The following is a 13,940-nucleotide window of genomic DNA, read 5'->3' on the forward strand; positions in this document are numbered from 1 at the left end:
CCCCTCAAATTGGGTCATGGAACCTGTCCTCCATACACATCTTCTCTAGAATGAAACCCATCTCGAATGATGGTTTCGTCCATGTTCTTCTTATCAACGGCAATCGGTTCAAGCAGTATGGATGGGACTTCGATTTTACCGTTGTTAACTTTTCTATCGGTGTCGATGTATTCGCCTTTTGCGAGCATTACCGCAAGCTCGGCAACCTTCTGTGCGAGTGTTTTGATAGGCTTATAGACAGTCATCGTTTGGGTATCTTGGACGATGCGTTGTGCGGCTAGGAGCTCAGCGTCCTGTCCTGCGACCGGAATTTTGCCGGCGAGTCCCTGTTTTTCCAGTGCTTCTATGGCTTTACCAGCCGTGGCATCGTTTGCGGCGATAACGGCATCGATCTCGTTTTGGTTGGCTACAAGCGCCGCTTCCATATTCGCAAAAGCATTTTCAGGAAGCCAGTTTTTGGTCCACTGATCATACACGATGATAATGTCACCTTTATCAATCAACGGCTGCAGCACATTGAATACACCTTTTTTAAATAAATGGGCATTATTGTCTGTATCAGCGCCACCAATATAGACGTATTTGCCTTTTGGAACCAACTTTGTCATTGCCTCAGCTTGGAGTTCTCCAACTCGTTCATTGTCAAAAGAAACATACAAGTCTATATCCGAATTTTTAACGAGGCGATCGTAGGAAACTACCTTAATACCAGCCAAATGGGCTTTGTTAACGATGGCGGCCGTTGCTTCTGCATTATGAGGGACGACAACAAGTAGATCGACCCCTTCACTGATCAACTTTTCAGCTTGTAGGATTTGCTCCGCATCGTCTCCATTTGCCGCCTTGATATGCACTTCGGCTCCCAAGGCTTCCACCGCTTCCTTGAAGAGATCCCTGTCTCTTCGCCAGCGCTCTTCCTCCAAGGTATCCATGGAAAAACCGATTTTAATCTTGTCATCAGCATCCAGTTCTTTTGGCAAAATTTTGGAGGGTACCGTAGGCTCAAGCGTCCGGTTTTCCTTTTCACAAGCCATTCCAGCACAGATCAGAGCCAATATGAAAATAATGCGTATAACTTGTCTGATCCCCCGAATCATATGCCTCTCCTCCTTATTAACTCTAGTAAACTTTATTTCCTAGCAGTGTTTTTCGGTATTCCTTCGGAGACACATTTGTCATCTTCTTAAACACTTTGCTGAAATAGTTTGGATCATGATACCCGACTTCAAAAGTGATCTCTTTGATGCTTTTTTCAGGATTAGCCATCAGCTTCTTCGCCTTTTCAATCCTACATTCCGTTAGAAAGTCTATATAGTTGACTCCCTGCTTTTCCTTAAACATTTTGCTAATATAAATTGGGCTCAAACCCACCTTTTTGGCCAAGCCATCCAAGGTGATATCCTCGTGGGAGTGCTCTATAATATAACGTTTGAGCTGATGAATCGTGTCTGCTTCTTTCCGGTCATAATGCTTGAAATAGGATTGCTTCATGCGTTCGTGTAACAAATCTGTCTCTACTCGCAGCTGTCGATAGTCAAGAATCGAAAAAGAATACATTGGCGTCTCAATTTCCACACCCATTTCACTCAAAACACGAGAGGAGACCCACAGCACTTCCTGTACCCGTTGCTGTGTGTGCAGAAGCTCGGCTCGCTCGTTCTCGTAGCATTGAATCATGTTCATCATATACTGACGCACCTGCTCCCACTGCCCAAGTCGAATCTGATCCGCGAACTCTTTTTTCTGATGTTTATTCAGATCTCCATTACAAACTTCCCCTACGACAGGCACATCCGAATAAAAGCGGTACTTCACAGGTAGTCCAGTATCCATCGTCGCAATAAGCGCGTCATGATAGGATTGTCGGATTAAATCCAGAGAACTACATACGCTACCGATACCAATAAACCAACCTTTATCAGCTTTTGAATTTGCTATAGTAAGAATCTCACGTGCAAGAGAAGTCGCTTGGGAGCGATAGGATTTATCAGAATCGCGGAACACAATTATCGGAAGTTGCGATCCATACAAAGCTCCAATCCATCCACTCCTAGTCCCCCTGATCTTTTTCTTTATAGCAGAATATAAATGCTCAGATCCCTTTGGAAGCATGACCAGCATTACAAACATTTCATCCCTCGAAGGCGTCTCCAACATTTCCACCAACATATCCAAATGGACCTCGTGGACATGTTCGAACAAAAGTTGCGTCACTACATCTGTTTCCACAAGCGATAAGGTTTTCTGCAGAGCTTCCTGTTGAACCTTGCGTCGTACCTGCTGCCTTCGTTCCTCTTCAATCTGCTCCAGCACTTTTCCGACTGTCACCACAATTTCACTTGCCTTACTCGGTTTCAGCACATAGTCCTTTGCCCCAAGCTGAATAGCCTGGCGTACATATTCAAACGTATCATAAGCAGTCACCATGATGAATTTAACAGCGGGATGATACGCAATTATTTGTTCCATCGTCTCCAACCCAGTTATACCAGGCATTTTGATATCCATGAGAATCAAATCCGGTTGAAACTCTTCAGTTACTTCCATCGCCATCATGCCGTTTTTAGCCTGCTTAATCACAATTCCTGGAAACCCTTTTTCCAAAATAGCCTGCATGCCTTCACGTTCAATTTGTTCGTCATCTACAATTAGGAGTTTTAGCATATCTTATCGACTCCTTGTTTTTTTATTTTTATAATTACCTTCGTACCGCAGCCTTCTTTGCTCTTTATATCAATCACGTCCTCATAGCCGTAGAAAAGACGCAAGCGCTTGACAACATTGCTGAATCCAATCCCTGTAGAATGACCCTCCGTTTGTACGGGTGTCTCGTTCAGAATCTGATCAATCTTTTCCACTGGCATTCCCATCCCATCGTCTTCTATTTCAATGATAACCCTCTCATTGTCGTCAATAACGCGGAACCAAATCTCTCCCCCATCCTCTTTCGGCTCTACAGCATGAATAACGGCATTTTCAATGATTGGCTGCAAGGTGAGTGCGGGAATCTTCCTATCCAGACATGTTTCATCCACCTCCATATGTAATTGGAGTCGTTCGGTGAACCTTGCTTTTTGAATATCCATGTATTGTTGCAACACGTTCACTTCCTCATGAAGGGTAACAGAACGATCTAGCTGTTTAAGGTTGTAACGAAGAATCCCCGCGACGCTAACTAGAAGATCGCTCGTTTCCTCCGAACCTTCTAAATACGCTTTTTTTGAAAGGGTATTTAGTGTGTTAAAAAGAAAGTGCGGATTAATCTGGCTTTGGAGGCTACGAAACTGGCTTTCTTGCAGGAGCAACTTGCTCTCCTGAAGTTCCCGCTCAAGTTGTGCCTTATGCTTCATTTCTAATATTAAATTGTTGATATTGATCCGCATCCTGTCAAAGGTTTTGGCCAAAAAAGCGATTTCATCATTCGTGTCGACCTTAACCTGTCGGTCGAAATTCCCTTTGGATAGTTCATTCGCTGCTTGTGTGAGCTTGAACACCGGTCTAGTAATGCTAAGTGAAAACCAATAAGTCACAAGCAACAACACACACGCAATCAGTAATAGTACCCATATTCCCAGTTTCATAACCTCGCCCGACTGCTCAATGATCCCCCGGTAAAAACGGTTGTAAGTCTTGAGCTCTGTATCAAGTAAGCTGAGAGACATTTCGGACATATACGTAGAAATCTTCGTCGCTTCCGTGAATTCATTTACCGACGCTTCACTATCGTTTTCCATATGGAACAGGAGCAGGCGGTCGGTCGTTTCGATGAAGCTATCAATCAAGTTGATGTAATTGGTCAAGGTGAAATTATTCTCTGCATTCCGTAACTTGGAAACATCATTCTTTGCTTTCTGGATTTTTTCCTTGCTCTCATCCAACTTGGTCCGATTAGAATTGGATGGCTGAATCATATAGTTATTTAGATCCGTTATGACTTGCTGGCTCGCTGTTGTCACTTCATTCATGCTGAGATATCGCTGCAGTATCTCATTGTATTGTTGCTGGGTTTTATGGTTGTGGTATGTAAGCGCTAACCAAATGACCGACATAATCACCAATATAACGGAGGTGAGCGTTAATATTTTCTTTTGAATACTGGTCATTGCACATCCGTCGCTTTCAAAATCGTAATCTCCGTTAAATAACCGTTCTTATTAAGAGGTACGGTTACGTCATTTAGCCACTCCATCATCAGTTGCACACTGATTCGGCCAATCATTTCCGGCGATTGTGCAAGCATTCCGTCAATCTTCCCCTGCTTCAGCAAGGACAATGACTCCGGCCCATCGTCAAAGGAATAGATATAATAAGGTTCAACTTGAGAGCGCTTTCCAATCTCCTTAATCATGGCCCCTAGCACATTTGCATTAACAGCGATAAAAGCATCCGCATTAGGTACTCTATTTAGTACATCTTGGGTGGATGCGATGATTTGCTCCCGAGTATCAGCTGTTTCCGCATGTACCAATTCGATTTTCGGATAATACTGCAGCACTTCCTTGATGCCCTTCAAGCGCTGTTTTTGATAAAATTCCTGTTTGCTGTCATACATGAGCACAACATTGCCTTCCACGCCCATGTCAGCCAAAAGCTGGCGTGCAATCATTTTTCCAGCCATATATTGATCTGATCCGACATACGTTCTTCGGAGACTCTCGTTCATTGGGACATCATTCGCCACCGTGATGATGGGAATGCCGTAAAAGGAGGCCTTAATTTTCGTGAGGTCTTTGAACTCTTCTGTGTCCATCCCCTGTATAATAATGCCATCCACCTTCGACTGAATGGCTATCTCCATGCTTTTCAAAAATTCTTCCTTGTTGTTGCCATAGCTTCCCCAAACCTCAAGGCTCGCCCCTTCCATCTGTGCCTGCCTCATCGCACCGCTTGCGACCTCGTCCCAAAATGGTGTCTCCATTTCTTGCGTTATCAGCACGAGACGTTGCTGTTCTTCGCTTTGGGTTATCTTTGGTGGCAGCTTCGAATCGGATCGAAATACTTTATTGGCCGATACAATTGTAAGATTACAGAGAATGGCAATGACAATACATAATACGATAATACTTGTTTTTCGCAAGGGAATCTTCCCTCCCTCCATGATGCTATTTTCATCATATCATCTATTCCGAATTGCACAATACTTGGTGTGAGAGTGGTAGATTGGGAGTTTAATTGAATAAGTGTTAAGAGGAATTCGAAGATTGTAAAAGGAGAGGGACTAAGTGTCACCCCTCCTATTGTTAACGCTTTTTACGAGTCATAACATCAAAAATAACCGCTCCAGCCAAAACTCCACCACGAATCATATACTGATACGAGATACCAACACCAAGCAGGTTCATCCCGCTTGATAGCGAAGCCATAACAATGGCACCAATGATGGCACCTGTCACTTTCCCTACACCTCCTGCAGAGGAAACGCCCCCTACATACGCAGCTGCAATGGCGTCAAGCTCAAAAAGGGTACCGGCAGTAGTTGTAGCCGATTGCAGACGCGCTGTGAACAAAATACCGGAAAGCGCTGCAAGCATCCCCATGGAACCAAATACAATATAAGTAATCTTTTTCACGTTGATTCCGCTGAGATGCGCGGCTTCGGGGTTGCTTCCGACTGCATAAATATGTCGACCAAGCACCGTTTTCGTCGTCAAGAAATGATAGACGATAACCACTAATAGCATGATAATAACGGTCCATGAGAAGCCGTTATAGCCAGCCAAAATCCATGTAATATATCCGATGATTGCAGAAACGAACACCAATTTTAATGCAAAAATAGGTTTAGAAACGACTTCAAAGTCGTACTTAATCTTATTTTTACGATTGGAGAATTCGCTATAGATGTATAAAAGTATTCCGACAACTCCGACTAGTAAGGATAACAAGTGCAATCCGTTCACCTGGACAAGGGAAGGGATAAAGCCGTTCCCAATCGCGTTGAAGTGGTCGTCTTGAATAATGATAGTTCCAGTCTTTTCCGTCACTTGCAATAGCGCTCCACGGAAGATGAGCATTCCTGCTAACGTTGCGACAAAGGAAGGAATTCCGATTTTCGCAACTAAAACACCATTGAAAAGTCCGATTGCCACACCTAATACGAGAATAATAGGAATCGTCACATATACCGGCACTCCCGATTGTGTGAGAAGAATCGCTGCAATAGCGCCAAGAAACCCTGCTGCATAGCCGACAGATAAATCGATATGACGAATGACGATAACAAGCGTCATCCCGACAGCAAGCACGGCAATATATCCGGCGGAATCCAATAGATTACTAATATTACGAGAACTCATAAATAGTCCGTCTGTCATAATGGAAAAAGTAAGAATAATAACGAATAATGCGATGTACATCCCATAATCGCGAATATTTTGATGAATCAACGTTCTTGCTTCCTGAACCACATTCATTGGTTTAACCTCCTAAAGCGTCGCGAGCTGCATGATTTTTTCCTGATCAGCATTCTCAATCGCAAGCTCCCCTTTAATTTCTCCCTGTGCCATGACATACACGCGGTCACTCATTCCGAGTACTTCCCCAAGCTCTGAGGAAATCATGATAATGCTAAGCCCAGCGTCAATCAACTTGTTCATCACCGTGTAAATTTCAAACTTGGCACCAACATCGATTCCACGAGTTGGCTCATCAAGAATCAAGAGCTTTGGTCCAACAAATAACCATTTTCCAATCGAAACTTTCTGTTGGTTCCCTCCGCTCAAATTTCCAACAAGCTGCTCCAGAGAAGATGCTTTGATGTGAAGCGATTCCTTATAGCCATCAGCCACCTTAATTTCCTCGTTATCATTGATAACACCGCCTGCTGCAATACCCTTTAAATTAGCGGCAGTAATATTGCTTTTAATATCCTGTAAAAGAAACAACCCATCGCCTTTCCGATCCTCGGTTACATAGGCGATCCCAGCTTTTATGGCATCACTCGTATGTTTCATTATCGTCGAGTTCCCATCCCACACGAGGTCCCCCTGTACTTTATAGGACTTTGCATTTCCGAAAATACTTAAGGCAAGCTCTGTTCTTCCTGAGCCCATCAAGCCTGCGATGCCGACAATCTCGCCTTTCTTGACGTGTAAATTGACGTCTTTTACAACCTCTCTCCCCAACTGTGGATCATACGCTGACCAGTTGTGTAGTTCGAGAATTTTTTCACCAATCACTTGATCAGGACGTTTCGGATAAATATCGGCAATCTCACGGCCAACCATATTCTTGATGATGACACTTTCCGAAATCTCCCCTTTAGCAGCATCGAGTGTACAAATCGTCCTACCGTCACGGATAACCGTCGCTTTGTCAGCAATCGAAATTACCTCCTTCAGCTTATGGGAAATCATGATGCAGGTAATGCCTTGCTTTTTCAGGTCCCGCAGTAGCTCGAGCAGATTTTCGCTGTCGTCTTCATTAAGTGCAGCTGTTGGCTCATCTAGGATCAAGAGCTTTACTTCCTTGCTCAATGCCTTGGCAATCTCAACCAACTGGCGCTTCCCAACACTCAAGTCCTTCACGAGCGTATCCGGTGTGATGTTTAGCTTCACTTTTCCGAGCAGTTTTTTCGCTTCGACAATCGTACGATTCCAGTCAATAAATCCACCCTGCTTCACTTCATTTCCAGCAAAAATGTTTTCATACACCGTCAGGTCCGGAAATAATGCCAATTCCTGATAGATGATTGCAATGCCTGTCTTCACACTGTCACTGATTTTGTTAAACTGCTGTACATTGCCCTCATACACGATATCGCCATCATAGGTTCCATATGGATACACCCCGCTCAGCACTTTCATCAGCGTGGACTTTCCCGCTCCATTCTCCCCTATCAAGCAATGAATCTCACCTTTTTTCACCTTAAAATTCACATCGCTAAGCGCCTTCACCCCAGTAAATTCCTTCGAGATCTGATTCATCTCCAAAATAAATTCACTCATGCTTATCCCCCCTTAACAAAAGCACTGACAATGACGGGATAGCGATAGACTCTACCACTATCCCGCTTAGTATTTATAATCCAGTAAACTCGCTAGCTTCGTAGTATTCGGAATCGATCAATTCCTTCTTCACGTTCTCTTCATCCACCACGATAACATCTGTTTGCTTCGCTTTTACTTCTTTATTTCCGTTATCGTAAGAACCAGTCGTATCAGGAGTCTTGCCATCTAGAATCTCCACTGCAATACCCATTGCATCCTTTACAAGCGTACGAACATCTTTGAATACTGTCATAGATTGCTTCCCATCAATCACATATTGAATGGAAGCTTTTTCTGCATCCTGACCAGTTACCAGGTAGCTCGTGATGTCTCCATCAGAACCGAAAACATCCGCAATGGAACGAGCAGTACCATCGTTTGGAGCAAGCACAGCCACATCTCCTTTAAGGTCTGCACCAGCAGCTGTCAAATGAGTCTGCGCTTTATTTTTCGCATCATTTGCATCCCAGTTTGTTGTAACCTGGCCCAAAATTTTACTCATTTCATCACGAGTAAGCTCTACTTTATCCTTTAACTTCTCTGCTTCAACAGAGTTGGCAATTTTGAATGTACCATCCGCAATTTTCGGTTGAAGCACACTCCATGCTCCTTCAAAGAATAGAAATGCGTTGTTATCTGAAGCTGCACCAGCATATAGATATAATGGAACATCTTTTCCTTGTGCATTATCAATCAAGTATTGCCCTTGTGCCGCACCAACTGCTACACTGTCAAACGTCACATAATAATCCACTGCATCTGTATTGGTGATCAGACGGTCATAAGAAATAACTGTTACGCCTTCCTTCTTCGCCGCTTCCACAGCAGAAGCTGCCGCAGCACCATCATGAGGAGTGATAATCAGTACCTCAATCCCTTTATTAAGCAACGTTTCCACGTTTTCTTTTTCCTTAGCAGAAGAACCTTGACTGAACAAAATTTCAGTCGTGTATTCGGAATCAGATAAAGCATCCTTAAAACGCTGCTCATCCTGAACCCATCTAGGCTCGTCCTTTGTCGGTAATACGATACCAACACTTACCTTGCTGCTTCCCCCACTACTGTTACTGCATGCTGCCATTAATGCCATCAACAGCATTACAACAAATAAAAAAGAAATAGATTTCCACGTTCTCTTCATTTGAATATCCCCCTTTAAATTGTCATCCATATGATTACAACCTAATTATATTGTTGATAGATCGATAGTGTAAGCGCTATCAATAGCACTCTTTTAGTTTCATCTGGACTTTTTTAATGTGAACGATTTCAGAAAAAAAAACGCTCCTACAAAAGCAGGAACGTCAGAAGGGGTCAACCCCACAAAACCTCATACATAAATCAGACACAACAAAAATATAAATCTACAAGGCTCTTTTCGTATAGATTATTGCTTTAAGCTGGTAAAAAGTCGGAATTTGGACTTTTTATCGTCATTTTGCATGGAAAATAGAAGAAAGATTCTCGAATACAAGATGGAAAAGAGCGCGATTGAAACTATTATGACGGATTGATTCTATTTACGAAAAGCAACAAAGTATGCGAAAACAGCCATCTACAAAGGAGATGTTGAAATGCTAGAAAAGATATTACCAGGTGTACATAGATTATTCCATTATAAATCTACCTACTTCACAGGAGACCTTACAAGTGGAATCATTGTGACTATATTATTCATTCCACAATGTATTGCCTACGCTGCTATCGCAGGAGTTCCACCACTATTAGGTTTGTATGCAGCTACCTTCCCTCTATTAATATATTCCTTATTTGCGAGTTCTAAATATTTATCGGTAGGACCAGTATCGATCGTTTCTCTGATGGTTTTCACTGGTGTTTCTGCTTTAACTCCTCAAGAAACATCTGATTATATTTCATTGGTACTACTTCTTGGCTTACTTATTGGGATTATTCAACTGCTATTTAGCATGATTCATATAGAACCTCTGTTTAATATTATTTCACCAGCGGTCATCAGTGGCTTTACTTCCGCTGTAGCAATTATTATTGGATTAAATCAGCTAGAAGCGATAATGGGGGTAGAATTAGCCCCTTATACTAACCTATATTATTTTTTCCTTGAGATTATAAAAAATGTTTCAGGAATAAATTCCTATACACTAGCAATTGGGGTAGGTAGTATACTGGCAATTCTTATTATGAATAGGATTTTCTCTCTATCTATTGCACCATTTTTAATAGTTGTGGTATCTACTTTCATGGTTTTCCTTTTTCAGTTACATCAAAATGGGGTTTCAATTATTGGCAATATTCCAGAGGGAATGCCTTCATTTACATTCCCAACCTTATCCCTTTCTTACCTAAAATCATTGCTTCCACTTGCACTTGCTGTTGCCTTCATCTCATTTCTTGAATCATATGCCATAGCAAAATCGCTAGCTGACCGGGAAGAAAACTCCCTTAATGTGAAGCAAGAATTGAGAGGGTTAGGACTAGCCAATGTAACAAGCTCATTTATAGGAGCAATACCAGTGGCTGGCGCATTTTCAAGAACAGCGGTTAATTACAAATCTGGAGCCAAAACAAATCTCTCCTCGATGATAACGGTATTCTTAATTTTGATTACACTACTTTTTTTCACCGATCTATTATTCTATTTACCAAAATCTTCCTTGGCAGCGATTGTCATTGTCGCTGTCGCTAGTCTAGTAAATCTAAAGCCCATCTTTGAGCTTGGGAGCAAGCCTTTGTATGGAATATTATTTACGTGTACCTTTTTAGCTTCACTCTTCATTGGTGTTTTATCAGGGTTACTGATTGGGATTTTTCTTTCTATATTAATAGTAACGATTCGAAACAGAATTATTGTTTATGTGTAAAATGACCCTATAAAACTACAAAATAAAAAAAGGATGGGACAAAACTAAAAAAACTCTTACAAAAGACGAACAATTTAAGTACCGGCTCTAAAAACCGCTATTGATTTCCGTGCAAGACTTCGCTTTCCGCGGGTGACTCGTAAGCCTCCTCGGCTTCGCCTGCGGGGTCTCACATTCGCCACTTCTCTAAGCAGGAGTCTTCGTCTTGCACTCCATTCAACCGCTGGAGTAGCCTAAAAATTAAACGTATATTTTGAACACATAAAAAAACACTTTTGTCCCAGCCTCTTTCATAACCTAATGAAGTTAATAATAATACAAGCCAGTAGTAGCACCTACAATAAGGGCGAGAGCTATAACAAATGCCGGATGTAACTTTATCTTTTCTAACAGTAAATAACTTCCTAATATTAGTAGGATCGTATAGGTTACACCTAAGCTAAAAATAGCATCTTTTGCAAAGTGAAATGTCATCCCCCCTAATAAAACCGCTATGACTGGACGGACAATAATAGAAATATTTTTAACCTTTGGATTTTCTTTATGCTTAAGCAATACAGCCATTAGTCCTAACATTAAAATGATCGATGGTGCTACAGTAGCAAATAAGGCAATAAAGCTGCCTAGAAAGCCTGCTTCGGTATAGCCAATGTAAGCAGCCATTTTAGTAGCAATTGGTCCTGGCAAGGAATTCCCTACGGCTAGCACCTCACTGAATTCCTGTCTATTCATCCAGTCATAATTATCAACTACTTCTTTTTCTATTAAAGGAATCGACGCTGGGCCACCCCCATATCCAAGAATACCAGGAATAAAGAATGCTAAGAAAAGTTGCCAATAAATCATGTCATCCCCTCCCTTTTTTAAACGGAAGAAATACTAGAATAAGCAAAAGTAAGATTATGATTGCTGGGTGGATGTTCATTAATTCTATAAGTAATAGACTTCCTAATAGGACAATTAGAGCTTTACGCCAACCGAGTGTATCTCCCGATTTCTTGACAAAATCCCATGTTAGAGTTGCAAGCATTACTGCTACAACAGGCACTACTGATGCAGACATATGCTGAACCCATGGTACGTTTTTATATGCTTGTAATAGCTGTAGTAAAAAAATCATTAAAAAAGCAGTTGGAGCAACACTTACAAACAAAGCAACTAATGCTCCAATGACACCACTAACTCGATATCCAATATAACCTGCAAGTTTCGTTGCAATCGGACCAGGCATTGCATTGGCTATTGCTAACGTATCAGAAAACTCTTCTTCGCTCATCCATTTATATTTTTTTACCGTTTCTTGATAGACAAGTGGAATAGCTGACGGTCCTCCTCCGAATCCTAGAATTCCCACTCGAAAGAAAGCTACACTTATATCTACATATGATTTCCAAACTGGACGTGGTGATGGGGAAATATAAGGTTTTTCTTTTGCTAACGCTTTTACCAAGCCGCTATCGCTCCATCTGTACGAGATTCTGTTCCACCAGTTAATACCCCCGTATCATTATTTCTCCAAATGATTTGTCCACGTCCAAAACTTCCACCATCTGGAGTAACATGTACATCATGCCCTTTTCTAGCAAGAGCTTGAATTAAATAATTCGGAAATTCCGGTTCTACATGGACGGATTTCCCTTTCATCCATTGCCATCTAGGCATATCCAAAGCAGCTTGAGGATTCAATAAATAATCTACCGTATTAGTAACCACCTGAAAATGTCCCTGTGGTTGCATATAACCACCCATTACACCAAATGGTCCAACAGCTTTTCCCTCTTTCGATAAAAATCCTGGAATAATAGTATGGTAAGTCCTTTTTCCAGGTTTTAAGACATTAGGATGGGACTCATCTAATGAGAAATCATGTCCTCTATTTTGGAGACTAATACCCGTTCCTGGAATGACAATACCAGAACCAAATCCCATATAATTACTTTGGATATAGGAAATCATATTGCCTTCTTCATCTGCAGCTGCTAAATAAACTGTTCCACCTTTTGGTAATTCATATGGCGAAGGCTTTCCTGCTTCATCAGAAATTACTTTACTTCTTTCTTGTGCATATTTTTCAGATAGCAGCTCTTCCACTGAAACCGGCATGGATTCTGGTTCAGTAATAAAGCTTTGCCCATCAGTAAATGCTAATTTCATAGATTCAATTTGCTGATGAAGTGTTTCAACGCTTTGCCATGCCGGAGGAGCCAATTGTTTAAAGATATTTAAAGCCATTAAAGCTACCATCCCTTGACCATTCGGTGGAATTTCCCAAACATCATACCCTCTGTAGTTCGTAGAAATTGGTTGTACCCATTCAGGTTGATAGGAGCTTAAATCACTTTTGGATAAAAATCCGTTATGTTTTTTCATAAATTCATCTATTTTATCTGCGAGTTCACCTTCATAAAAGGATCTTGCCTTAGTTTTTCCAATAGACCTTAAAGTAGCTGCATGTCCCGGCGATTTCCAAACCTCCCCAATTTCTGGAGCTCTTTCTTTAGGTGCAAATGTCTCGAACCAAGCATCAAACTCTGCTGTTTTAAAATCTTCTTTAAACTTATCGTACGCCCTTTTCCAAAATCTCCCTAGAATTGGTGTTAGCGGATAACCTTCTTCTGCATATCGAATAGCAGGTTCCAAAGCTTCGCCTAAAGATAAACGACCAAATTTCTGAGATAATTCAGCCCAAGCGGCTGGAACCCCAGGAACTGTGATAGGCGCTGTTCCGTGGACAGGCATTTTGGAATGCCCTAAGCTTCTAACCGCATCTGCAGTAATTGATTCTGGTGCAGGTCCTGATGCATTTAAACCATGTATTTGATCTTTGACCCAAACCAATGCAAAAGCATCCCCACCAATACCATTGGAAGTAGGTTCCACAACTGTTAGGGCAGCTGCAGTTGCAATTGCTGCATCAATAGCATTCCCACCCTTTTGAAGAATTTCTAATCCTGCTTGTGCTGCTAATGGTTGTGATGTGGCCACCATTCCCTTTTTCGCAAAAACAGTATGTCTCTTTGAACTAAAAGGGTGAAATAAATAATCCATATGTATTCCTCCTATATTTTACTTTTCTAATTCTAGCTGTATTAACTAAACAAAGAGTAAAAAA

11 protein-coding genes are annotated in these 13,940 nt (G+C 41.6%); 1 reads left to right on the plus strand and 10 read right to left on the minus strand.

Annotated features, from left to right (window positions below; all coding sequences use genetic code 11):
* Window positions 1-14 precede the first annotated feature (14 nt).
* From xylF to BK580_RS19175, 7 genes are all read right to left on the minus strand, one after another.
* Entirely contained in the window at window positions 15-1,097 is a 1,083-nt protein-coding gene (xylF, locus tag BK580_RS19145) for a D-xylose ABC transporter substrate-binding protein (protein ID WP_078381875.1), read from the minus strand.
* A 22-nt stretch (window positions 1,098-1,119) separates the two neighbouring features.
* Complete coding sequence (locus BK580_RS19150) at window positions 1,120-2,664, minus strand: response regulator (protein ID WP_078381876.1); 1,545 nt, start codon at window positions 2,662-2,664, stop codon at window positions 1,120-1,122.
* Entirely contained in the window at window positions 2,658-4,103 is a 1,446-nt protein-coding gene (locus tag BK580_RS19155; RefSeq protein ID WP_078381877.1) for a sensor histidine kinase, read from the minus strand. Before BK580_RS19155 ends, BK580_RS19150 begins: the two co-directional genes overlap by 7 nt.
* Complete coding sequence (locus tag BK580_RS19160) at window positions 4,100-5,077, minus strand: substrate-binding domain-containing protein (RefSeq protein ID WP_078381878.1); 978 nt, start codon at window positions 5,075-5,077, stop codon at window positions 4,100-4,102. The genes BK580_RS19155 and BK580_RS19160 overlap by 4 nt, the downstream gene beginning before the upstream one ends.
* Before the next feature lie 163 nt (window positions 5,078-5,240).
* Complete coding sequence (locus BK580_RS19165) at window positions 5,241-6,413, minus strand: sugar ABC transporter permease (protein ID WP_078381879.1); 1,173 nt, start codon at window positions 6,411-6,413, stop codon at window positions 5,241-5,243.
* A gap of 12 nt (window positions 6,414-6,425) precedes the next feature.
* A complete protein-coding gene (locus BK580_RS19170) occupies window positions 6,426-7,946 on the minus strand; it encodes a sugar ABC transporter ATP-binding protein (RefSeq protein WP_078381880.1) in 1,521 nt (506 codons plus the stop codon).
* Window positions 7,947-8,019: 73 nt separating this feature from the next.
* The gene (locus tag BK580_RS19175; protein WP_078381881.1) at window positions 8,020-9,129 is read right to left on the minus strand and encodes a sugar ABC transporter substrate-binding protein; all 1,110 of its coding nucleotides are present in this window, start codon (window positions 9,127-9,129) and stop codon (window positions 8,020-8,022) included.
* 433 nt (window positions 9,130-9,562) lie between these two features.
* Between BK580_RS19175 and BK580_RS19180 the strand changes: the two genes are divergently transcribed.
* The gene (locus tag BK580_RS19180; protein ID WP_078381882.1) at window positions 9,563-10,828 is read left to right on the plus strand and encodes a SulP family inorganic anion transporter; all 1,266 of its coding nucleotides are present in this window, start codon (window positions 9,563-9,565) and stop codon (window positions 10,826-10,828) included.
* A 306-nt stretch (window positions 10,829-11,134) separates the two neighbouring features.
* Here BK580_RS19180 and BK580_RS19185 read toward each other — a convergent pair whose 3' ends face one another.
* From BK580_RS19185 to BK580_RS19195, 3 genes are read right to left on the minus strand one after another with little or no spacing between them, the layout of a single operon-like run.
* Window positions 11,135-11,674 (minus strand): chromate transporter, encoded by a 540-nt coding sequence (locus BK580_RS19185; protein ID WP_078381883.1) that lies wholly within the window; start codon window positions 11,672-11,674, stop codon window positions 11,135-11,137.
* A 1-nt stretch (window position 11,675) separates the two neighbouring features.
* A complete protein-coding gene (locus BK580_RS19190) occupies window positions 11,676-12,245 on the minus strand; it encodes a chromate transporter (protein WP_078382838.1) in 570 nt (189 codons plus the stop codon).
* Between the two features lie 26 nt (window positions 12,246-12,271).
* Window positions 12,272-13,876: a gamma-glutamyltransferase family protein gene (locus BK580_RS19195; RefSeq protein WP_078381884.1), complete on the minus strand. Its 1,605-nt coding sequence runs from the start codon at window positions 13,874-13,876 to the stop codon at window positions 12,272-12,274.
* Between the last annotated feature and the right edge of the window lie 64 nt (window positions 13,877-13,940).

The sequence above is a fragment of the Sutcliffiella halmapala genome (assembly GCF_002019665.1).
Taxonomy (GTDB): Bacteria; Bacillota; Bacilli; order Bacillales; family Bacillaceae_I; genus Sutcliffiella_A; species Sutcliffiella_A halmapala.

Excerpts from the sequence above, each read along its gene's own strand:
- xylF (WP_078381875.1), bottom strand. The coding sequence starts at position 1,097 with ATGATTCGGGGGATCAGACAAGTTATACGCATTATTTTCATATTGGCT.
- BK580_RS19170 (WP_078381880.1), bottom strand. The coding sequence starts at position 7,946 with ATGAGTGAATTTATTTTGGAGATGAATCAGATCTCGAAGGAATTTACT.
- BK580_RS19155 (WP_078381877.1), bottom strand. The coding sequence starts at position 4,103 with ATGACCAGTATTCAAAAGAAAATATTAACGCTCACCTCCGTTATATTG.
- BK580_RS19175 (WP_078381881.1), bottom strand. The coding sequence starts at position 9,129 with ATGAAGAGAACGTGGAAATCTATTTCTTTTTTATTTGTTGTAATGCTG.
- BK580_RS19165 (WP_078381879.1), bottom strand. The coding sequence starts at position 6,413 with ATGAATGTGGTTCAGGAAGCAAGAACGTTGATTCATCAAAATATTCGC.
- BK580_RS19195 (WP_078381884.1), bottom strand. The coding sequence starts at position 13,876 with ATGGATTATTTATTTCACCCTTTTAGTTCAAAGAGACATACTGTTTTT.
- BK580_RS19185 (WP_078381883.1), bottom strand. The coding sequence starts at position 11,674 with ATGATTTATTGGCAACTTTTCTTAGCATTCTTTATTCCTGGTATTCTT.
- BK580_RS19180 (WP_078381882.1), top strand. The coding sequence starts at position 9,563 with ATGCTAGAAAAGATATTACCAGGTGTACATAGATTATTCCATTATAAA.
- BK580_RS19150 (WP_078381876.1), bottom strand. The coding sequence starts at position 2,664 with ATGCTAAAACTCCTAATTGTAGATGACGAACAAATTGAACGTGAAGGC.